Raw genomic sequence first — 21,817 nt, forward strand, 5'->3', positions numbered from 1 at the left:
CACAACCAACAGTTATAAAAAGGAGTTTAGTTCATGATTATTATCGATCGCGCCTTACAAGCCAGAGCAGCAGCAGGAAATCCTATTAAAGTGGGAATGATTGGTGCTGGTTTCATGGGTAGAGGAATTGCCAACCAAATTGTTAATTCCGTGCCAGGGATGGAGTTAGTTGCTATCTCCAATCGCAAGATTGATGCAGCCAAACAAGCTTATTCGGAAGCAGGAATTGAAGATATTCAAGTTGTTGCAACTGTCAGCGAATTAGAAAATGCGATCGCAAACGGTAAATATGCAGTCACAGAAGACGCTAAGTTACTGTGTCAGGCTGAGGGCATCGAGGCCATAATCGAAGTCACAGGAGCAGTGGAATTTGGCGCTCACATAGTTATGGAAGCGATCGCCCATTGCAAACATGTGATTATGATGAATGCCGAACTCGACGGCACTATTGGCCCCATCCTAAAAGTCTATGCTGACAAAGCAGGTGTGATTCTCAGCGCCTGTGATGGCGATCAGCCAGGGGTGCAAATGAACCTCTACCGCTTTGTAAAAAGCATTGGTTTAACTCCGTTATTATGCGGTAACATTAAAGGACTCCAAGACCCCTATCGCAATCCCACCACCCAGGAAGGATTTGCTAAACGTTGGGGTCAAAAGCCCCACATGGTGGCTAGCTTCGCAGACGGAACCAAGATTTCCTTTGAGCAAGCGATCGTTGCCAATGCCACAGGGATGAAAGTCGCCAAACGGGGAATGTTGGGATATGACTTCAACGGTTCTGTCGATGAAATGACCCAGCTATATGATGTTGAACAACTCAAAGAACTGGGCGGCATTGTCGATTATGTAGTTGGAGCAAAACCAGGCCCAGGCGTATATGTATTTGCCACTCACGACGACCCCAAGCAACGCCACTATCTCAACTTATACAAATTAGGCGAAGGCCCACTTTACAGCTTCTATACTCCTTATCACCTCTGTCATTTTGAAGTTCCACTGTCTGTAGCGCGTGCTGTCCTGTTCGGTGATGCTGTTATGTCTCCACTAGCAGGTCCCTTAGTAGATGTTGTCACCACTGCCAAAATCGACCTGAAAGCTGGAGAAACACTGGATGGCATCGGTTACTACATGACCTACGGACAATGTGAGAATTCCAATATCGTCCAACAGCAAAATCTTCTACCAATTGGTTTAGCCGAAGGATGTCGCCTGAAACGGGATATTAATAAGGATCAAGTCCTCACTTATGAGGATGTAGAATTACCTGAAGGCAGACTTTGCGACCAATTAAGAACTGAGCAAAACACTTATTTCGCCCCAGAAAAAATCTTGGTAGCAGTTAGGTAATAGCGACAAATAAATTGGCTGTAGGGGCGTACAGCTGTACGCCCCTTCCGTTTCGGAAAAATCCCCCCCCGCCTGCGGCGACCCCCTTTTTAAGGGGGTGAAAATTACAAAGAGCAAGCCTTTTTAAGGGGGTTGGGGGGATCTCCGAGGCCCCTAGCTACGTATTTGTCGCAAAAAAAAGAGGATAGGAAGCTATACTGCGGGACACTAAAGTTGTTGATATTAACTTGCTGGGGAGCGTTGAAACAAACCTGATCGAAACTTTAGGTCAAATTCATGAAAATTGCTCTAGTCCACGATTATCTAACCCAGCGAGGTGGGGCAGAGCGTGTATTTGAACTGCTTTGTAAGCGTTATCCTGAAGCAGACATTTTCACATCTCTGTACGATCCACAAAAAACTATTGATCTAGGCGATCGCATAGTCAACACAACATTCTTGCAAAAAATTCCTGGTGCAGCAAAACATTTCAGGTCAATGGCTCCTCTATATTTTCCTGCCTTTCGTGCCTTGGATTTGCAAGACTACGATTTAATTATTAGCAGTAGCACCAGCTTTGCCAAAGCAGTGCGAAAAAAGCCAAATGCCCGCCACGTTTGCTTTTGCCATAATGTCACCCGTTTCTTATGGGATACAGCAACTTATTTAAGAGAGTACGGAGACTATAGATATTTTGCTCCTTTAATCGAACAAGTATTTCAACTAATGAGAAAGGTAGACCTGAAATATGCACAGGAACCTGACCTTTACATTGCTAATTCTAGTGTTGTTGCCCGCCGTATTGAAAGTATTTATGGCAAAAAGGCAATGATGGTGAACTATCCAATTGATACTAGTAAATTTCTTTTTTCCGATATAAAAGATGAATATTATCTGGCCTCAGCCCGAATGATCAGCTATAAACGCCTTGATATCATAGTCGAAGCTTTTAATTGGTTAGGATGGCGGTTATTAATATCAGGTGACGGGCCAGAACAAGCACGGTTAAAATCTAAAGCATTACAAAATATTGAATTCTTGGGACACGTAAGTGATAGAACCCGCAAAGACTTGTTTTCCAAAGCCAAGTCTATTATTGTCGCAGCCTTAGAAGATTACGGATTAGTTCCAGTAGAGGCTAATGCTAGCGGCACACCAGTCATCGCCTATGGAGCAGGTGGAGTATTAGATACTCAAATACCAGGTGAAACAGGAGTCTTTTTCAAAAGGCAAACACCCGAATCTCTACAAATTGCATTACTAGAAGCCAATGGCATCTCTTGGGATTACGATCGCATCCGTCATCATGCAGTAGCAAACTTTTCGGAAAATGCATTCTTTGGGAAAGTTGAGCAAATTATTAACCAAGCTTGTGGTCTGCATCAAATATTCATTTGATTTCTGAATCTCTTCCCACTATAAGATTACCTATTTATTTTTCTCTCCTGCTCGTTAGCGGAAGCCTCTGTCTGCGACACGCTACGCGAACGCACAGAAGGCGGTTCGGAAAAAGAATAGGTATCGGAGAATCTCTTAGCGTAAGTCTTGAAGACAAGGATAATAAAAGTGGTTCAAACTAGTCTAAATCCTCACATAACTCCAGCTTCTGAAAACGAACCAAGCTACGGACAATTGTTCGCCGTATTTGTGCGAAGATTTCCTTGGTTCCTAACAGTATTAATTGCTTCTATTGCTATTGCAGGCATGGTAACTTTTAAAACCAAACCTACTTATAAAAGTTCAATGCAACTGCTAGTAGAACCTAACTATCAAGGTAAAAAAGAAGGTGCGGGCATAGACAACCAGTTTACTGACTCTGATGTTGTGATAGATACTGCCACCCAGCTTAACTTGATGCAGAGTTCAGGACTCATCCAAAAAGCAGTTGATAAACTTCAGTCTGATTATCCAGATATAAGTGCAGCTGAAATTAAAACTTCTTTGGTCTTAACTCAATTAAGGAGCAAAGAAGATAATGTTGCTACTAAAATATTTCAAGTTGAATACACTGCTGGAGATCCAGAAAAGACACAAAAAGTTCTGGATGCAATTCGACAAGTTTATGTTGAATATAACAAACAACAGCAGACTTCGCGGTTACAAAAAGGTCTGCAAATTATCAGAGAGCAGTTAAGTAAAGCCAGTGAAGAAGTAAACGCGGCTGAGACTAATTTACAAAGATTTCGCAGAAATCAAAACTTAATTGATCCAGAGTCACAGGCCAAAGCTATTGAGGCAGCTTTGAATAATATTGCTCAAGAACGTCAGACAACTCGTGCCCAATATGGAGAAGCTTTAGCACGCCAAAAATCTTTAGAAGAACAACTTAACCGTTCTCCTCAAAATGCTCTAGTTGCTTCTCGTCTGAGTCAGTCTACCCGCTACCAAAGCTTACTCAACGAAATCCAAAAAACTGAACTGGCACTAGGACAGGAACGTTTACGCTTTACAGATCAAACTCCAAGTGTGCAAAAGCTCAAAGAACAGCTTCAGAACCAAAAGGAATTATTGCAACAAGAGGTAGGAAGAACTTTAGGCGGAAAGTCTGCTGGTGCATTCACGAATGGAGACTCTCTTCTCGAAAAAGGACAGCTTGGTGAAATTGATCTTAACCTTGCTGGTCAGCTAGTAGAAACGCAAACAACTATAGTTGCTTTAACTGCTCGCGATCAAACTTTGGCTAAGAAAGAAAACGAGCTGCGTTTTGAAATCAAACGCTTCCCACCTCTGTTGGCTTATTACAATCGGATGCTACCACAGTTGCAATTTAGTCGTGAAAGATTAGAGCAACTTTTAAGAGCAGAACAGCAATTGCGGCAAGAACTTTCTAAGGGTGGATTTAATTGGGAAGTTGTAGAAGATCCCCAAAAAGGCGCACAATTAGGCCCCAATCTCCAACAGAACTTGCTGTTAGGTGCTGTGGTTGGGTTTATGTTAGGAGGCATCGCTGCCTTTATCCGAGAATCGGCTGATGATGCAGTTCACACCACTGCTGAGTTAGAGAAGCAAATGGCCATGCCGTTGTTGGGAGCAACTCCCAAATTACCGCCAGCCAAACCCAGAGAATCAATGATTAAGTTGCCCTTTGGTAAGCCAGAAGTTCTCGCTCCTTGGACAATTCAGGTATTGCAATCTCCACCACGTTGGGAATCGCTGGATCTGATTTACAAAAACATTGAACTTTTGAATACTGTTGCTAACTTAAAATCTTTGATGATTACCTCAGCTTTACCTGATGAGGGTAAGTCAGCTTTGGCGTTAGGTTTAGCGATGAGTGCTGCCCGCTTACACAAAAGGGTTTTACTAATTGATGCCAATTTACGCGATCCCAGTTTGCATCACCAACTGAATCTTCCTAACGAACAAGGGCTTTCAACTCTATTGGCTAGTGATGCAAATCTACCCAACCAGATTAGTCTTCAATATTCAGGTTCCGCTTACATTGATATTTTGACGGCTGGTCCCAAACCTGCTGACCCAGCTAATCTCTTGAGTTCCCCTCGGATGATGCAATTAATGGCAGCATTTGAAGAAAACTATGATTTGGTACTCATAGATGCTTCCCCAGTTCTCGGTTTGGTGGATGCCATGCTCACCGCATCATCTTGTCGTAGCGTGGTCATGGTGGCAAGCATTGGTATTGTGACGCGGAGTCAGCTTAATCAAGCGACAGCCATGCTGAGTAAGTTAAATCTGATTGGGGTTGTAGCTAATGGGGTATCAAACTCTAGTAGTAATTACGTCCCTTATGTAAAGGAACAGCAATTGGCTCTCCGTCAAGCTGTGGAAAAGTAGTTATTAGCGGTTATAGGTTGACCCCACCCCCAACCCCCTCCCCGCAGGCGAGGAGGGGGCTATGATGCAATACATTTAAATAGAACACGCAGTAGGGGCGCACAAGCTGTGCGCCCTTTGTTTTTGATGAACCAAATTTAATTTTGTTGCTATCAGGAAAATCTCAGCATATTTATGCTATCTTTATCGGTTATCAGAGAAATCACTGGCTATTTAAAGAGTAAATAAAGAATTTATTTGAGCGATCGCTATTTCTAAATACTCTTATATTCTAGAAATTAAAGTACCTTCATAAAGGCTAGAAGACAAGATTGGACTGGTTTTTTTAAATCTATCGACACAATAAACACCCCAGTACAATTAAACGTAGATATAGATTTATGGGTAATTTCCCTCTACATATTTCTACTTTCAGTAGTTACCGGAAAATACCGATTGCCCATGAATATTGATAGTAAGGTTGATTTGTACAACTCTACACCAGCAGGGTTCTGGATGATATGTGCTTGACTGAGTGGCAAATAGCAATAACATATTTTTGCCCTCAATCTCTCCAATTTGGACTGACAACAAGATTCGGATTTGGGTCTTTGGCATTGATAGCCTTTGATAACGCCTCAGTAATTCACTCCTGTATAAACCCAAAGACATTATGACAACTTCAATAATTCCAACTCTAGAGAATTTATATGATGTAACCCAGGAACACCAAGATAATCGTGGGGACTGCACACTTCAGTGGCGACGGGGTAAGCTGTTGGTGAAGCCGCCTGGACAAGTTAAACAACCATATCTGCCTGCATTAAATAGTAAGCGATCGCTAGTAGAATGCTTACAACATTCTCCTGTAAGTTTGGTAAGCATAGATCCAAAATTGGGTGAAGCTTTGCTCAGGTTTTGGGCAGATGCGTGTGAAGAAGCTCAAAAACCAATATTCCTAAGCCTACCTGCTAGCCAAAAACTGCCTAATCAACCCTTCAGACAATTACAGCGACTAATTGATTGGATTGCTGCTTTCATGCTGCTGTTATTAGTAAGTCCAGTCATGTTGGGATTGATTGTGTTAATGCAAGTTTACTCGCCAGGGTCACTTTTTTGTCATGAATGGCGTGTTGGAGAACGGGGTAAACTATTTCGGGTAATCAGGTTTCACACTCAAAACACCACACCGCTAGAACGTTGGATGGGTAAATACAGCCTCGACAATCTACCACAGCTATTTAACGTGCTACGCGGTGACATGAGTTTAACCGGATTTCGTTGTTGGACTTTAGAAGATGCAGTACAGATAAATAAACTACCAGAAATTACAGCTTTATGGGAAGTAGACGCACAGTCTCACCCGTTACATCTAGATAGCCAAACCCTGTAATTTATCTGTGCGGTAATTGATATTTTCATCTACCGCACTGAAGCTAAAGCAAAAACTGCTTAAATCGCATTTATAACGGTCTATCTACCTTGCCAAACTATTATTATAAAATCCATGCATTCCCAATTTCCTCAACAACTCCGTAGTTTGCTCAAAGCTACCAGCTTTTGGCAAGACAACTATTTAATATTGCGAGAATTTAAACACTTTCGTAAAATTGCAATTTTAGCTCTTATATTTTCAGTTTTGGCGGCAACTTTTGAAGGTGTGAGTATTGGTTTCTTACTTTCCTTTTTGCAAAGCTTAACTAGTCCTAATGCTCAACCTGTCCAAACAGGAATAGGCTGGTTTGATATTTGGATTTTGGGAGCCAAGTCATCAGCAATTAATCGCCTCTACCGCGTATCTTTGCTGATTTTATTAAGTACTTGGTTACGTGCGACCTTTAACTATTTTTCTCAAGTTTACACTGAATTATCTCAACTCCATCTTGCCGATCGCCTACGTAAGCAAATTTTTGAACAGTTACAATCCTTATCTTTAAGTTACTTTGCTAAAACTCGTTCTGGTGAACTAATTAACACAATTACCACAGAAATCGAAAAGATAAGACAGGGTTTTAGTGGCGGAGCCTTTTTAGTAACTAGAGGATTGACAACTCTTGTCTACTTAATATCAATGTTTTTGATATCATGGCAACTAACGCTGATTTCAGCACTACTATTTACACTTTTAGGTGTGGGGTTGTCAAATCTGAACGCTAGAGTCAGAGAATCAAGTTTTGGCATGACAACTGCTAACGCTAATTTTACATCAACAGCCATAGAATTTATTAATGGCATTCGTACTGTTCACACCTGTGGTACTCAAGAATTTGAGCGTCAGCGTTACTATAAAGCTAGCGATAAGGTAATAAGTACTACAACTAAAGTTGTTTTTACTTGGACACTTGTGAAGCCTATTGCCGAAGGGGTAGCGACTACGGTGTTGGTCGGAATGATTATTTTAGCGTTCACTAGCCTTGTTACCAATGGAACGCTACAAGTTGCTTCTTTACTAACCTTTTTCTTTGTGCTATTTCGCTTTATTCCCTTCGTTCAAGATATTAATGGCACGAGAGCATATCTCAGTACTTTACATGGTTCGGCAGATAATATTAAAAATTTGTTGAAAACTGATGAAAAATATTACTTTCAAAATGGCAAAATTGAGTTTAGAGGCTTAAAAAGGTCAATAGATTTAGTCTCTGTAGATTTTGGCTACGATGATGAAAATTTAGTGCTACATAATATTACCCTGACTATTGAAAAGGGAAAAATGACAGCATTAGTTGGAGCTTCGGGTGCTGGTAAAACAACCCTGGCTGACTTAATTCCTCGATTTTATAATGCTACAGATGGATATCTTTACATTGATGAAGTTGATGTACGACAGTTTGAAATTAACTCTCTACGTCGCAAAATAGCTGTTGTCAGTCAAGATACTTTTATTTTCAATACTAATGTTTGGGAAAATATTTCTTACGGTACTCCAGAAGCGACTAATGATGAAATTAAAGCAGCTGCTAAACTAGCGAATGCACTAGAATTTATTTTAGAAATGCCCGAAGGTTTTGATACCCAATTAGGCGATCGCGGTGTTAGATTATCTGGAGGACAAAGACAGCGAATTGCTATTGCGCGTGCTTTACTGCGGAACCCAGAAATTTTGATTTTGGATGAAGCAACTAGCGCTTTAGATTCGCTATCTGAGCGCTTAATTCAAGATTCATTAGAAAAGCTATCTGTTGGTAAGACAGTAATTGCGATCGCTCACCGTCTTTCTACTATTTCTAAAGCAGATAAAGTTGTGGTATTAGAACAAGGACGGATAGTAGAACAAGGTAACTATAAAGAACTACTCGATCTCAAAGGTAAGCTTTGGAAATATCATCAAATGCAGTATGAAGTAAGGCAATCAGATTAGGAATAATATCCAAAATCTAGTTAAATTTAGGCTGTAGGGGTGTACAGCTATACACCCCTACTCGAATCAAGTATATGTTGAAATGGTAACATTAACATAAAAATAGTATCTTAATTCTCTTTATTTATCCAAAAAGTAGTTAGGAACTAATTAAATTAAAACTATATGCTAAATGCTAACAGATAATATGTCCGATAAAATATTTAACAAAGACCTAATTTATCAATGCTCAAACTTCGATATAGGTGAAGGCGGAGGTGTTGAAACTTATTTAGCTTCTCTATTTGAACATCGACCACATGAAGTTAGCGATCGCGTGATAAAATCGCTTAATAATGTAGATCAAAGCCAGTTTAAATTGCTGCACATTCACAGCCCAGATTTGCTATTGCAGCTTACAGGCGAATGCCCTGCCATCTTCAGCGTTCATAATCACTCATTCTACTGTCCTAGCGGTACAAAATATTTAGCAGGGCAACGGACAATCTGTGATCGCAACTTTTCTTATTTAGGATGTACCTGGGGTAAACTAGTAGATAAATGTGGTAGCCGTAGACCTTTAAGAAGTTTGAAAGAACTTCAAACTACTAATCAGTTATTAGATATCTTAAAAAAGATAAAAATTACTTTTGTTGCTAATAGCGAATATGTGCGGCAACAATTGATCCAAAATGGTGTACCCCCAGAACAAACTCTAACGCTACACTGTGGGATCTCTGTACCGCAAACAGCAACTGCACCCTTGAGTTTAGAAGTTCATCAAAATCATAGAATTTTGTTTGCGGGACGAATTGTTTCTGATAAAGGTCTAGAATGGCTACTCAAAACCTTAATACATACAGACCCGCAAATTAAACTTGATATCGCAGGTGAAGGATGGGAACGGCCCCGCTTAGAAAAATTAGCAAACACCCTCAAATTAAATAACCGGATCACTTGGCATGGATGGTGCGATCGCGATAAAATAAATCAACTTTATCAACAGTGTTTTGCAGTTATCTTTCCTAGCGTTTGGCCTGAACCTGCTGGTCTTGTAACTCTGGAAGCATACTCTCGTTATCGGCCTGTAATTGGTAGTGCAGTCGGAGGAATTCCAGAACATTTACGAGATGGAGAAACGGGTATTCTTGTTCCAGGTAATGATATCAAAAAGCTGGCTGATGCTATCCATGAGTTGTATAAAGATCATCAAAAAAGCCGATACATGGGCCAACAAGGCCATGCTTTATTGATGAAAGAGTTTACAATGGCTACTCATGTAAATAATCTCCGAAAAATTTATGCAAAAACAATAGCTGAATTCCCTTCTAGAGCGAAAAAGCTATATAGCATCCCTCAAGCTAAATAATCTTAATTTGCTAAAAACACCAATTAGTGCAATCTTCTACTGAGAAAAAATCAAGGGAGAAAAATATGTCATTACATAAAGAATGCGAAGCACCTTTAGTTAGCGTTATTATCCCCACTTATAATCGATCAGAGTATCTCAAGCAAGCGATCGCTAGTGCTGTAAACCAAACTTATCAAAATATCGAAATTATTATTTCTGATAATTGTAGTCCAGAAAACCCTCAAGAACTTGTCGCATCTTTTGGTGACTCACGCATCAGATTTTGGCGACATCAGCAAAATGTGGGTATGCTTGCTAATCAGCAGCATGGCTTTAAGATGGCGCGAGGTAAATATGTTGCTAGTCTCCATGATGATGATATCTGGAATGAAGATTTTTTAGCAAAGCTAGTACCACTACTTGAAGCAAATTCTGAGTTAGTTATCGCTTTTTGTGACCAATATATTATAAATGCATCTGGGAAAATTAATAAAATTGGAACTGAAGAAAATACACGCGCTTACAAACGGGACAAACTAGCAAAAGGAATTCATCAATCTTTTTATAAAATTGGATTGATAGATAAAAGCATACCCACTGCTGCATCTTGTGTAATTCGCAATAATTTTATTGATTGGGATAGTATTCCCTCAGAAGTTGGTGGGATGTGGGATTTATATTTAACTTATCTCTGCTGTATATCTGGTGGTAGTTCTTATTACTATCCTGAAAGATTGACGCAATATCGCGCCCATGAACAAACTGATACTATGCTCAGTGGTAGTCGAGATGTACAGGCAAAAATTCGCAAAGCTAAAAGCGAAATGTTTTGTTATCAAGTTTTTATGGAAGATCCTCGCTTACAGCACTTTAAAACGTACTTTCAACGTAAATGGTTAGAAGCTAATACCACTTTGGGAATTGGTTTGCTGCGAAGTGAACAAATAGCCGCAGCACGTCCTTATTTTTGGCAAGTGCTGAATCAACAAAAATTTGATGTGCGAACTATAGCGGCACTTACTCTTAGTTTTACGCCGCGAGTTGTGGCAGATAAGTTAATGAAAATACCAAAATAATAAATTAATAGCGACCGCAGAGGGAAGAAAATAAGTTTATTTAAAATTCTTTATCTGCGGTTATGGGTGAGCTTTTATCATTAAGGAAGGTAATGGATGAAACTTTGTATTGTTACTCATAAAATCAAAAAAGGTGATGGTCAGGGACGGGTAAACTATGAGGTTGCTAATGAAGCAATTCGCCGTGGTCATCAACTGACATTATTAGCTAGTGAAGTCGCACCAGAGCTAGAAGACAATAGCCAAGTTAATTGGATTCAAATCCCAGTCAAAAGCTATCCGACAGAATTTGTGCGTAATTTCATATTTGCCCAAAAAAGTGCAGATTGGTTGCGTCAACATCGCTCTGAGATTGATTTAGTTAAAGTCAATGGAGCAATTAACCTGGCTGCGGCTGATGTGAATGCTGTACATTTTGTCCACAGTTCATGGTTGCGATCGCCTGTTCATATTTCCCGCAATCGCCGAGACTTATATGGTTTGTACCAATGGCTGTTTACGGCTTTTAATGCCCGTTGGGAAAAACAGGCTTTCCAAAAAGCGCAGGTTGTCGTAGCTGTATCAGAAAAGGTAGCGCAGGAATTAGTCAATATTGGTGTACCGCGTTCTCGCATTCGCGTAATTGTCAACGGCGTAGACTTAGAAGAGTTTGCTCCTGGTGAAAGCGAGCGCCAAAAGTTAGGTTTACCAGAAAATGTCACCCTAACACTGTTCGCTGGAGATATCCGCACACCCAGAAAGAACTTAGATACAGTACTGCACGCCTTGGTGAAAGTTCCCGATTTACATCTGGTGGTAGTAGGACATACCCAAAATAGTCCTTTCCCAGAACTAGCAGCATCATTAGGGTTAAGCGATCGCGTGCATTTTGTCGGATATCGCCGTGATATCCCTCAAATTATGCAAGCAGTAGATTTATTTGTTTTTCCTTCCCGATACGAAGCTTGCAGCCTCGTATTGTTAGAAGCACTTTCTTCAGGACTGCCAGTAATTACTGCCACAGCCACCGGAGGCGGAGAGTTGGTGACACCAGAATGTGGCATCGTTTTACCCGACTCAGATGATATTAATGCTTTGGCTGTGGCGCTGATGTCCTTGGTGAGCAGTCCCACCCTTGTAAAGCAAATGGGCAAAGCAGCTCGCTCTGTGGCAGAACGACATAGCTGGACTACTATGGCAAAAACTTATGTGGATCTATTCGAGGAGTTAAGCAAGAATGCGGAACACCGTTCTGATACCGACTTATCGCCGTCCACAAGACCTATCACGCTGCCTTTTGGCGCTACAGGAGCAAACTAAACCAGTTGATCAGGTGATAGTGGTTGTCCGCGATACGGATGCAGAAACTTGGGAATTTCTGGCGCAATTTAAAGCACCTAACTTGCCATTGCATACTGTGAAAGTCACACAACCAGGGGTAGTAGCAGCCCTGAACGCGGGACTAGCAGCAGTGGAGGGCGATATTGTTTCCATTACTGATGATGATGCTGCACCCCACCCAGATTGGTTAGAGCGCATCGCCGCTTACTTTACCTCAGATAGTCGTCTCGGCGGTCTAGGAGGGCGTGATTGGATACACCACGGCAACAAATTAGAAGACGAATCCCGCCCCGTAGTGGGACAGTTGCAGTGGTTTGGGCGAGTGATTGGCAACCATCACCTGGGAGTGGGAGAACCCCGCGAAGTCGATATTCTCAAAGGCGTAAACATGAGTTTTCGTAAAGAGGCAATCGGACAATTGCGCTTTGACGAACGGATGCGCGGTACAGGAGCGCAAGTACATTTTGAAATGGCATTCACTCTGACATTAAAACGGGCTGGTTGGAAGATAATTTATGATCCTAATGTTGCTGTAGATCACTATCCAGCACAACGTTTTGATGAAGATCAGCGAAATAACTTTAATGAAGTTGCCTTTATTAATTTAGTCCATAATGAAACCTTAGTTTTATTAGAGCATTTGCCATTTATCCGCAGGATTGTATTTTTATTCTGGGCAGTATTTGTAGGTACGTGCGATAGTTTGGGTTTCGTACAATGGTTGAGATTTTTACCTAGCCAAGGGCAGTTGGCAGGGAAAAAATTGCTGGCATCTTGGCGTGGACGTTGGCAGGGATATAAAGAATTCGTAATTCGTAATTCGTAATTGCAGATCGATTATTTCACTGTGAATTCTTTTTAAACCTTCAGATTTACTTATGTGTGAATCTAAAATCTAAAATCTAAAATTGAATGAATTCTAAGCAGATACTTTTTAATAGTTTTTTACAAGAAAGCTATTCTCCCCAAGAGCGATCGCTACAGGGTTGGATGGCGATCGCAGGCTTTATATTACTGACTGTAGTTTGCTATTTTGCTGGTGCTAGTGCCGCATTGCGCCTAATTTACCCGGTGATAGCTTTAGTAGTAGCCATATTTTTATACTTGCGGCATCCCATTCTCTACATCAGCTTTACCTGGTGGATCTGGTTTCTCACGCCCTTAGCTACGCGCTTGGTTGACTATAGAGTGGGCTGGGATCCTACCCGCCAGATGCTCATAGCACCATACTTAGTAGTATTTGTAACTATTGCAACATTCTTGCGACACTTTCCCCGCGCCTCACGTCAAGGGGGCTTGCCGTTTGTTTTGGCTTTTATCGGAGTCTTCTATGGCTTTCTTATCGGTCTAATTTATAACCCACCGATCCCTGTAGCACGCGGACTGCTGGATTGGCTTAGTCCAGTCATCTTCGCTTTTCACTTATTTATAAACTGGCGAGATTATCCCAGCTATCGCCAGAACATTCAGCGAACATTTCTTTGGTGTGTGTTGATTTTAGGAGCTTATGGCGTATATCAATTTGTTGTGGCTCCTGAGTGGGACAGATATTGGCTCATAGAATCAAAACTATTCATGAGTTCTGGAAACCCTGTACCTTTCGGGATGCGTGTTTGGAGTACATTGCACTCAGTCGGTCCCTTTGGTTCAGTCATGCAAACTGGGTTGCTGTTGTTATTTACCAGTTCTGGAAATTTAATTTTTCCTGCTTCAGCTGTTGGTTACTTGTCCTTCCTCTTAACACAAGCACGGACTAATTGGGGCGGCTGGCTATTGGGAATAATTATGATCATGGGTTCAGTAAAAACCCGGATTCAAATGCGCTTAATCACCATAATTGTAGTGATGGCAATTTGTGTTGTGCCGTTGACAACTATCGAGCCAATTGCTGGGGTTGTAGCAGCACGTTTGGAAACCTTTTCTAATCTTGAAGAAGATAATAGCTTTAAAGATAGATCGGGAACTTATGACAAAAATCTTGGTTTAGCCCTTTCTAATGCTTTAGGTAATGGGCTAGGAAATATTTGGAAGGTCAACGAAAAAACTGGTCAAATAGAAGTAGTGGTGATTGATAGCGGCATTTTAGATATATTTTTCACCCTTGGTTGGTTTGGAGCCATCTTTTATATGGGTGGATTAATTTTTTTAATTATTAGTGTTAGCAGCTATGGTGAAGGTCGTTTCGATAGTTTTATCAGTGCTGCCCGCGCCATTGGTATCAGTTCTGCTACACAGTTAATTATCGGTAGCGGTATGTTAAGTGTGGCTGGGATGATTCTTTGGGGATTTTTAGCTATGGCTATGGCAGGACACAAGTACTATCAACATCAAAAAAATTATCAATTATGAATTAATCCGAGAATATTTGACTGGATACAAATTGTTTTTTGTAGTTAGTTAAACAACAAAATATTACAACTTAAATAGGACTGGAATCAATTATGAAAGCAATTATTGTAATGCCACTAGCCGAACAACGAGGTGGCGGTGAAATGATGCTCTGGGATTTGGTGCAACAGGGACGTAATGCTGGTGTTGATTGGCTGGTGATATTTTTAGAAGACGGCCCGATGGTCGAACAAGTAAAGTCCCTTGGCATTGATGCACGAGTTGTAGAAAGTGGACGTTTACGCCAAATCCACCGTTTTATTGCCGCCGTTTTTCGGATAGCTGCGATCGCCCGCCGCGAACGTGCAGATATAATTGTCAATTGGATGTGGATTACGCATATATCTGGAGGTTTGGCGGCGATGCTGGCTGGGCTGCCTGCTGTGTGGTATCAGCTAGAAGTGCCTAGTGATAAGACTTGGTTGGTGCGAATTGCTACTTTAATCCCAGCTCGTGCGATTATCACTCTCTCCCAAGATGGCAAGCAAGCACAGGCAGAGATTTGGCCCCACAGGCCAACACCCTTGGTTTATCCTGGTGTCGCACTAGACCGATTTGAGCCTGATGCTTTGCCAACTCCTGAAGAAGCACGGCGGAAACTGGGCTTACCTTCGCACGGGCCGTTGATTGGAATTGTTGGGCGATTGCAACGATGGAAGGGAATGCACGTATTGGTACAAGCAATGCCGAAAATTTTACAAAAGTATCCTGATGCTCATTGTGTAATAGTAGGCGGTAAGCACGATTTAGAACCGGATTATGAGGAATTTTTAAAAGCAGAAATTGCCGCCTTGGGCTTGAAAGAGCAAGTAATTATGGCTGGTTTACAGCGTAATATCCCGGAGTGGGTGCAGGCGATGGATGTATTCGTTCATGCATCAGATAAAGAGCCATTTGGAATTGTGATTATTGAGGCGATGGCGCTGGGTAAACCTGTGATTGCTGGCGATGCTGGCGGGCCGACAGAGATTATTACCGATGGCATGAATGGATTATTAACACCTTACGGTGATGCAGAGAAATTAGCGATCGCAATTCTCCGCTATCTTGACGAACAAGAATTTGCCCAGAGTGCCGGAGTAGCTGCCAGGCAACGCGCCCTCGATTTCTCAACGCAGAATTATGCTCAAAACTTTATTAGTGCAATTCGTGCTGCTAAGGCTTAACCGTCTGAAGTACATCAAAGCAAGCTCCTCCCCGCAAGCGAGGAGCTTGGGGATGAGGTTCTTGTATTTCATTAACCCCATATCACCTAAAACATCTCAAACTCTAATTGATGACTCTTGAGAAAATCATGGGTAAAATGATCCACCACATTTGTATCAGCTAGTTCCAAATTATAAAAATCTACAGCTTCATGATCAAAATATGGCCCAGCGTGCCAAGTACCCTCATGTAGCTTGATAAAACAATTTCCCGGAATGCGGAAAGCAGCAATCTCTTCTAATGCTGGTTCATTCACATCATTATTAGGAGGACAAACTGCAATTAACCAATCCTTCCCTTCCAAAGAACCCAGACATTGAGTGCATTGCATATGACGAGTAATTTTGTGAAACTTTCGCCCTCTCTTCTGCAACCGCATAATATAAAATCTTGGAATCCCGTTTTGCAGGTTTAACTGGGCATCTTCCGCATCGTAAGCTTTGCCATCAAGACTTGCAAAAATCACCTGTCCATAACGCCGAAAGTTTTCAGAAGTCACCCATTGTGCTTGCAATTGTTGCACTGTCTTTGATGTACTCATATCAGACCTTTGAGATGCTTAGGTCTATTTTCCCCCAAAATGACTGAGTTTTATACAGTCATAATGGTGACTTCCTGAGTTTAAATGCCCTACATTATTTATTGTGAAAAAATAATCTCAACTTGCTAGATAACTACGTACTTGTTCTTTTTGCCGTCGGAGGAGACTTAGAGCTTTTTGCTCTATCTGACGCACCCGTTCTCGACTAATACCCATGCGATCGCCAATCTGTGCTAAAGAAAGTTCATATCCATCAGTCAGGCCAAAGCGCAAGGTTAATATTTCTCGCTGCTGGGGAGACAGCTTTGCCAACAAGTCTTGTAAGTCTTGGTGCAAAGATTCTTCAACGGCATAGTCTTCGGGAGAAGGGCCATCATCCTCCAGTATGTCCTGCAATTCTGTATCTTGTTGTTCACCAACTCGCGCCTCTAAAGAGAAGGGTTGACGGGCCAAGAACAAACACTCTCGAACTTGGCTCGGTGTCAAAGATAACGCGGTGGCAATTTCAGCAGTAGTAGGAACGCGACCTAACTGTTGAGATAATTCTCGCTGCACCCGTTTAATTTTGTTCAGTTTCTCAAAGACGTGGATAGGTAAACGAATTGTTCGTCCTTGTTGAGCGATCGCTCGTGTGATCCCTTGACGAATCCACCAGTAAGCGTAGGTAGAAAACTTATAACCAAGAGCAGGATCAAATTTATCCACCCCTCGCTCTAAACCCAAAGTACCTTCTTGAATTAAATCCATAAATTCCAGGTTGCGGTGCTGGTATTTCTTTGCCACTGCTACCACTAACCGGAGATTAGCCTGAATCATCTTCTGTTTGGCTTGATGTCCTTGTCTTAGCTGTTGCTTTAGCAACTCAACACTTAATTCCACCTGATCTGCCCATTCATGCAGCGTGGGTTCCTGCTTTAATTTCACAGCCAATTCTTCTTTAGCAGCTAGTAAATTCATCATCTGCTGCACATGTTGGGCAAAAATAACCTCTTGTTCACGAGTCAACAAATCTACACGCCCGATCTCTTGCAGATAACTACGTACAATATCATCTGTAGCTCGAGGTTTTTTATCTGCTGCTAAGTTTTTTTTCTTCGTTTGTTGAACTTCGGTAGGTGGAGATGTTAAGTTGCTCATGGTTATTTGCTCCTCTGTAACCTCATCAATTTATTGGTATCAAGTCTAGATATTCAGACCCATAGCCATTTCACACTGCTAATCAATCAATTAACAATACTGATGAATTTTGGTCTATAATACATTACAAGTCAATTCTTGGAGATAATAAACCCAAAATCAACCCACGCTCTAATAATAACATCATCAGTAGTGACAAATCAATTACCTCAAGTACCATCACCATAGCTTTAGAACCAATTACACTGCTTTATTATTGATATTTTGATGTATTTAAACATATTATTGTTGATTCAATTTTTAAACAAAATTTATGAATAAATTCAATATTTTTCCAAAAATATTTGATTACAATAAGAATTTTAATAACAGTAAACCTCTAAATTAGCCTTAATTGAAAATTATTAAAATACCAAATAACAATTTATTTTTATTAAATATCAAATTATTAAACCTAAAATACCCATTTTTTACCCCTAATTCTTTGCTAAATAATCCAATTGTATCAAGTTCAGTACGTAGACTGCTTACCATGATAAAAGCACTTTTTTAACCTCTTATACTTAAGGACAACTTTTTTAGAAGCAGTTCAACTGGGGATTCACCAACCGCTACAAAGGGAACAAACAAGTTAAATCTTCTTTTCTCCTACCTTCAGCAATACAGCATATAGCGGCTCTCATTCAGATGCGGTACAAGATTATATTGCAAGGTGTAGAGGCACGGCAGTGCCGTGCCCTTACGGGTGTAACTCACGTAAACGAGAACCGCTATAACTGCCTTACTTCTTGAAAATTCATTTATATCATGTCTGGGTAATTAATAATGATTCCCACAGTCGTTACACCTCACCCTTTAATCCCTTCTCGAAGAGCCTACGGTATACATATAAGTCTAGAATTATACCTAAGAGCGGGTTTCATTGCCCTAAGCTTTAAATTTTGGGGATAAACTGAGTTTCAAGCCCACCCAAATTTGGGTATTTATGGGGGCTAGAAGCGATGAAACCTATATGGGCAATTACTTGTGTGTATACCGTAGCTCGAAGAGGGCAAAGCAGGGTGGTTTCATACCGAAGAAAAATACATAAGTCTTGATTTCTCGTTTTGTAGCATGGCTTTTTACCCTACTTCCATCCCTCTCCCCGAAAGCTAGCGAGGCTTTGAAACCCAGTTTTAATTTTTCTCTGGTTGTATGAAATCACCCTGCTTGTAGGGAAGGGGTTGGGGGTTAGGTTTCTATTAGACTTAACTGAAAGCCTTTATATTGAGCAACGCCCATTATAAGGTGGAATAGCCGTGAAATGACAGATAAACAAATGCACATCCAATCAACAGAAATCAATCTGCTCACACCATCTAGAGAATTACCTCTATATGGCAAGAGAATTTTAGTCACAGCACCGAGAAATTATGCTTATAGGTTATCTGAACAAATCATCAAACAAGGTGGTTTACCTGTTTTCATGCCTACTATCGAAACCTGCTATTTATCAAACTACAATAAGTTAGATACTGCTCTATACCAAATAGATGAATTTGATTGGATTATCTTCACAAGTAGAAATGGCATCACTGCATTTTTTCACCGGATGAATGATTTAGATATTTCTGTATCTGTGGTACAAAAATGCCAATTATGTGCTTTAGGAAAAGATGCAGAAAGCTTATTATCTTTTTGTGGCAAAGTAGATTTAATTCCTACAGAATCTAGCCCAGGCGGGATTGTAGCTGAATTAGCAAAACTACCGGAAATTCACAACAAAAAAGTGCTGATACCTGCTCCAGAAGTTGTTGGTTTGCCTGAGCCTGATGTTGTACCCAATTTAATTACTGATTTGCAGCAATTAGGCATAGAAGTAACCCGCGTACCCGCATATATTACACAGGGCTTAAACACAAGTATCTACAGTATTGAATTAAACCTGATTCGCCAAGGAAGGATTGATGTAATTGCCTTTAGTAGCACCGCGGAAGTAGAAAGCTTTTTAACAATGGTCAACTCGCAAAACGATTATGAACGCTGTATAATTGCATGTTTTGGCCCTTATACAACTGCTAATGCGCGAAAGTTGGGTGTAAATGTCTCCATCGTGGCTAAAGATTATAGTTCATTTGAGGGATTTGCTGAAGCGATCGCAACATTTTTTTCTCACTGATTTTGATCTGAAGCTTTTGGTATATGTAAACTAGCCCCACTAACCCCTTGAGAATCTGAAATAGTCAACCATAATCAACTCTAGACTAGCAGCACATAAACCCGTAGTATCGAATATGGAGTTTATATGAGTTAGGAATTGTTACATGGCAACTTATAAGGTCACATTACGTACCCCAGACGGCGAACAAGTAATTGACGTTCCTGAAGATGAGTACATTCTAGAGATCGCTAACGAGGAATATGAGCTGGACTTGCCATATTCCTGTAACGCTGGTTCTTGCTCTACCTGCACCGGTAAACTGATTTCAGGTACAATTGACCAATCAGATCAGAACTTCTTAGACAACGATCAAATGGACGAAGGATGGGTTCTTACTTGCGTTGCCCGTCCCACTTCTGATTGCGTTATCGAAACCCATCAAGAAGAAGCGCTTAATGCTTAACTAAGAAATGTGGATTTAATAAAGAGCAAGTTTTGGAAGGTGCGTTAGAACATTCATCCTAGCGTACCTAAAATCTGAGATGGTATCGTACTCCCGGCGATAACATACTCTAAAAGATTTAAAATTTTGCACTTTTGTAATAAATCTGTATAGGCTGAGTAATTAACGCTAAAAAGCGCTCTCCTTATGGAGAGCGCTTTTTATTCAGTTTAATAGATAACTAGCATATCAAAGTTGAAATTAGCCAGATGATGCTAGATTAACTTTGACAACTTTATTCTTTTCTTCTTCAGCTTTGGGTAGCATCAGGTTCAAAATGCCATCTTTATAATCTGCGGTAACATTGGTATTTTGAATCCGAGCAGATAAAGGAATTACACGTTGGAATTTACCGTAGTGGAATTCGGTTTTGATCAGACCTTTATCTTCAGATTTTGCTTCAGATTTTCGCTCACCACTCAGGTATACAGCATTTTCTGTAACTTGTAAATCTAGGTCTTTAGCTTCAATTCCCGGAAGTTCTACCTTCAGATGAATTGCATCTTCAGTTTCTTTTAACTCAGCAGCAGGGACTCTGGATAAACCTCTATCCAAAAATGCAGTTGACAAAGTATCTTCATCAAATAGGCGATTGATTTGACGTTGTATCGCGTTAAATTCTTGCCACGGATTCAAATGCAAACGTACCAATGTCATATCTCTACCTCGTATAACCACTATTTTTTCTCTCCAATCATTGGAGATTTGATTCCTCGCTTTGTTCTCATAGTATTTAAAAATAAAAGTGGGGTAAATTCGGTTTTTATCACCTGAGCGATGATAATTGCCGAACTATAAATCCTTTTACTATAAATGTACGGTAACCTAAACTATTGAGGTTCGGTAAATTCGACAAAAGCAGACTTGAAATATAGCAATTGTATTTGAAATATCGGTACAAGTGTCACCCGCGTCCCTTCTCTTAAAGCTTGCAACGCGTAGCCTATCGTACAAGTTTTTAGGAGGTTCACGCGAATAATGATAATAATCTGAGTTATTGTACTTTTTGATTTTTACAGAGATAAAATAATGAGAGATTCCTCACAAACTGCTGATAACAAATATGTCAACAAGTTGGATTTACCTTATCGCCGCAATCCTGTTTGAAGTTTCAGGCACAACTTGCATGAAGTTATCGCAAGGATTTACTAAAATAGGACCTTCCATATTCATAGCTGTTTTTTATGTACTTTGTTTTACTTTTTTGACACTTGCTCTCAAGAAACTTGAAGTGAGCGTGGCTTATTCTGTCTGGGCTGGATTGGGAACTGTCTTAATTGCTATTATTGGTATTATCTGGTTTCGTGAATCTGCCACATTAATGAAGCTCATTTCTATAGCCTTAATAATCATGGGAGTCATTGGCATAAATGCAAGCCAATAAATGAAATATGTATGAATCTAGAAAAGTATTTTGGGATTCTAAAATAAAAGCGTAGATATGCAACAGTTTGTTATAAAGCGGTTCTCATTTGAGTGAGGTACGACAACCCCTCCACGCAAGCTACGGTGTATACACAAGTATTCTAGAGTTGCACCACAGGCTTTTGATCCCCCCAACCCCCCTTTTTAAGGGGGGCAAAAAGCTCTCAAAGTCCCCCAATTTATCGGGGGATTTAGAGGGATCAATACACATTTTGCACCCAGCAAAAAGATGTGTGTACACCATAGTCCCCGCAAGTGAGGAGTTTGGACATGATATTAGACATTGCCTCGAAT

Annotated in this window: 18 protein-coding genes; 14 read left to right on the forward strand and 4 right to left on the reverse strand. The window is 40.6% G+C overall.

The annotated features are described in order from the left end of the window. The first annotated feature begins 33 nt into the window (after positions 1-33). From H6G96_RS28105 to H6G96_RS28115, 3 genes are all read left to right on the forward strand, one after another. Positions 34-1,347: a Gfo/Idh/MocA family oxidoreductase gene (locus H6G96_RS28105; protein WP_190915692.1), complete on the forward strand. Its 1,314-nt coding sequence runs from the start codon at positions 34-36 to the stop codon at positions 1,345-1,347. A gap of 276 nt (positions 1,348-1,623) precedes the next feature. Next, positions 1,624-2,724 carry a glycosyltransferase gene (locus H6G96_RS28110; RefSeq protein ID WP_190915694.1) on the forward strand — a complete coding sequence of 367 codons (1,101 nt, stop codon included), beginning with the start codon at positions 1,624-1,626 and terminating at the stop codon, positions 2,722-2,724. A 168-nt stretch (positions 2,725-2,892) separates the two neighbouring features. Beyond that, positions 2,893-5,121: a polysaccharide biosynthesis tyrosine autokinase gene (locus H6G96_RS28115; protein ID WP_190915696.1), complete on the forward strand. Its 2,229-nt coding sequence runs from the start codon at positions 2,893-2,895 to the stop codon at positions 5,119-5,121. 411 nt (positions 5,122-5,532) lie between these two features. Here H6G96_RS28115 and H6G96_RS28120 read toward each other — a convergent pair whose 3' ends face one another. Beyond that, a complete protein-coding gene (locus H6G96_RS28120; protein WP_190915698.1) occupies positions 5,533-5,718 on the reverse strand; it encodes a hypothetical protein in 186 nt (61 codons plus the stop codon). A 55-nt stretch (positions 5,719-5,773) separates the two neighbouring features. Here H6G96_RS28120 and hepC point away from each other — a divergent pair, with 55 nt between their 5' ends. The 8 genes from hepC (at position 5,774) to H6G96_RS28160 (ending at position 15,738) form a co-directional block, all read left to right on the forward strand. After that, on the forward strand, positions 5,774-6,493 hold the full coding sequence (gene hepC, locus H6G96_RS42480; protein WP_190915700.1) for a heterocyst development glycosyltransferase HepC: 720 nt from the start codon (positions 5,774-5,776) through the stop codon (positions 6,491-6,493). 114 nt (positions 6,494-6,607) lie between these two features. Next, the gene (gene hepA, locus H6G96_RS28130; protein WP_190915702.1) at positions 6,608-8,458 is read left to right on the forward strand and encodes a heterocyst formation ABC transporter subunit HepA; all 1,851 of its coding nucleotides are present in this window, start codon (positions 6,608-6,610) and stop codon (positions 8,456-8,458) included. A 172-nt stretch (positions 8,459-8,630) separates the two neighbouring features. Then, entirely contained in the window at positions 8,631-9,806 is a 1,176-nt protein-coding gene (locus H6G96_RS28135; RefSeq protein WP_242063419.1) for a glycosyltransferase family 4 protein, read from the forward strand. A gap of 65 nt (positions 9,807-9,871) precedes the next feature. Continuing rightward, positions 9,872-10,864, forward strand: a complete 993-nt coding sequence (locus H6G96_RS28140) for a glycosyltransferase family 2 protein (RefSeq protein WP_190915704.1) — start codon at positions 9,872-9,874, stop codon at positions 10,862-10,864. A 96-nt stretch (positions 10,865-10,960) separates the two neighbouring features. Beyond that, positions 10,961-12,163, forward strand: a complete 1,203-nt coding sequence (locus tag H6G96_RS28145; protein WP_190915707.1) for a glycosyltransferase family 4 protein — start codon at positions 10,961-10,963, stop codon at positions 12,161-12,163. Further along, positions 12,081-13,010: a glycosyltransferase family 2 protein gene (locus H6G96_RS28150; RefSeq protein WP_190915710.1), complete on the forward strand. Its 930-nt coding sequence runs from the start codon at positions 12,081-12,083 to the stop codon at positions 13,008-13,010. Before H6G96_RS28145 ends, H6G96_RS28150 begins: the two co-directional genes overlap by 83 nt. Before the next feature lie 86 nt (positions 13,011-13,096). Continuing rightward, positions 13,097-14,533, forward strand: a complete 1,437-nt coding sequence (locus H6G96_RS28155; protein WP_190915712.1) for an O-antigen ligase domain-containing protein — start codon at positions 13,097-13,099, stop codon at positions 14,531-14,533. Between the two features lie 92 nt (positions 14,534-14,625). Further along, the gene (locus H6G96_RS28160) at positions 14,626-15,738 is read left to right on the forward strand and encodes a glycosyltransferase family 4 protein (protein ID WP_190915714.1); all 1,113 of its coding nucleotides are present in this window, start codon (positions 14,626-14,628) and stop codon (positions 15,736-15,738) included. A gap of 86 nt (positions 15,739-15,824) precedes the next feature. Here H6G96_RS28160 and H6G96_RS28165 read toward each other — a convergent pair whose 3' ends face one another. Further along, a complete protein-coding gene (locus tag H6G96_RS28165) occupies positions 15,825-16,319 on the reverse strand; it encodes an ureidoglycolate lyase (RefSeq protein ID WP_190915716.1) in 495 nt (164 codons plus the stop codon). 117 nt (positions 16,320-16,436) lie between these two features. Continuing rightward, on the reverse strand, positions 16,437-17,456 hold the full coding sequence (locus H6G96_RS28170; protein WP_190915718.1) for an RpoD/SigA family RNA polymerase sigma factor: 1,020 nt from the start codon (positions 17,454-17,456) through the stop codon (positions 16,437-16,439). A gap of 1,303 nt (positions 17,457-18,759) precedes the next feature. Between H6G96_RS28170 and H6G96_RS28175 the strand changes: the two genes are divergently transcribed. Both H6G96_RS28175 and H6G96_RS28180 read left to right on the forward strand, forming a co-directional pair. After that, positions 18,760-19,614 carry a uroporphyrinogen-III synthase gene (locus H6G96_RS28175; RefSeq protein ID WP_242063420.1) on the forward strand — a complete coding sequence of 285 codons (855 nt, stop codon included), beginning with the start codon at positions 18,760-18,762 and terminating at the stop codon, positions 19,612-19,614. 145 nt (positions 19,615-19,759) lie between these two features. Further along, positions 19,760-20,059 (forward strand): ferredoxin, encoded by a 300-nt coding sequence (locus tag H6G96_RS28180; protein WP_190728479.1) that lies wholly within the window; start codon positions 19,760-19,762, stop codon positions 20,057-20,059. 240 nt (positions 20,060-20,299) lie between these two features. Here the strand turns inward: H6G96_RS28180 and H6G96_RS28185 are convergent, their stop codons facing one another. Then, the gene (locus H6G96_RS28185) at positions 20,300-20,755 is read right to left on the reverse strand and encodes an Hsp20/alpha crystallin family protein (protein WP_190915720.1); all 456 of its coding nucleotides are present in this window, start codon (positions 20,753-20,755) and stop codon (positions 20,300-20,302) included. 406 nt (positions 20,756-21,161) lie between these two features. Here H6G96_RS28185 and H6G96_RS28190 point away from each other — a divergent pair, with 406 nt between their 5' ends. Further along, positions 21,162-21,482 (forward strand): multidrug efflux SMR transporter, encoded by a 321-nt coding sequence (locus H6G96_RS28190; protein WP_190915722.1) that lies wholly within the window; start codon positions 21,162-21,164, stop codon positions 21,480-21,482. Positions 21,483-21,817 lie beyond the last annotated feature (335 nt).

This window comes from Nostoc sp. FACHB-892 (assembly GCF_014698795.1).
GTDB lineage: Bacteria > Cyanobacteriota > Cyanobacteriia > Cyanobacteriales > Nostocaceae > Nostoc.

Coding starts and splice junctions, on each gene's coding strand:
- H6G96_RS28105 (WP_190915692.1), top strand. CDS start 34: ATGATTATTATCGATCGCGCCTTACAAGCCAGAGCAGCAGCAGGAAAT.
- H6G96_RS28110 (WP_190915694.1), top strand. CDS start 1,624: ATGAAAATTGCTCTAGTCCACGATTATCTAACCCAGCGAGGTGGGGCA.
- H6G96_RS28120 (WP_190915698.1), bottom strand. CDS start 5,718: ATGCCAAAGACCCAAATCCGAATCTTGTTGTCAGTCCAAATTGGAGAG.
- hepC (WP_190915700.1), top strand. CDS start 5,774: ATGACAACTTCAATAATTCCAACTCTAGAGAATTTATATGATGTAACC.
- hepA (WP_190915702.1), top strand. CDS start 6,608: ATGCATTCCCAATTTCCTCAACAACTCCGTAGTTTGCTCAAAGCTACC.
- H6G96_RS28135 (WP_242063419.1), top strand. CDS start 8,631: ATGCTAACAGATAATATGTCCGATAAAATATTTAACAAAGACCTAATT.
- H6G96_RS28140 (WP_190915704.1), top strand. CDS start 9,872: ATGTCATTACATAAAGAATGCGAAGCACCTTTAGTTAGCGTTATTATC.
- H6G96_RS28145 (WP_190915707.1), top strand. CDS start 10,961: ATGAAACTTTGTATTGTTACTCATAAAATCAAAAAAGGTGATGGTCAG.
- H6G96_RS28150 (WP_190915710.1), top strand. CDS start 12,081: ATGCGGAACACCGTTCTGATACCGACTTATCGCCGTCCACAAGACCTA.
- H6G96_RS28155 (WP_190915712.1), top strand. CDS start 13,097: ATGAATTCTAAGCAGATACTTTTTAATAGTTTTTTACAAGAAAGCTAT.
- H6G96_RS28160 (WP_190915714.1), top strand. CDS start 14,626: ATGAAAGCAATTATTGTAATGCCACTAGCCGAACAACGAGGTGGCGGT.
- H6G96_RS28165 (WP_190915716.1), bottom strand. CDS start 16,319: ATGAGTACATCAAAGACAGTGCAACAATTGCAAGCACAATGGGTGACT.
- H6G96_RS28170 (WP_190915718.1), bottom strand. CDS start 17,456: ATGAGCAACTTAACATCTCCACCTACCGAAGTTCAACAAACGAAGAAA.
- H6G96_RS28175 (WP_242063420.1), top strand. CDS start 18,760: ATGACAGATAAACAAATGCACATCCAATCAACAGAAATCAATCTGCTC.
- H6G96_RS28180 (WP_190728479.1), top strand. CDS start 19,760: ATGGCAACTTATAAGGTCACATTACGTACCCCAGACGGCGAACAAGTA.
- H6G96_RS28185 (WP_190915720.1), bottom strand. CDS start 20,755: ATGACATTGGTACGTTTGCATTTGAATCCGTGGCAAGAATTTAACGCG.
- H6G96_RS28190 (WP_190915722.1), top strand. CDS start 21,162: ATGTCAACAAGTTGGATTTACCTTATCGCCGCAATCCTGTTTGAAGTT.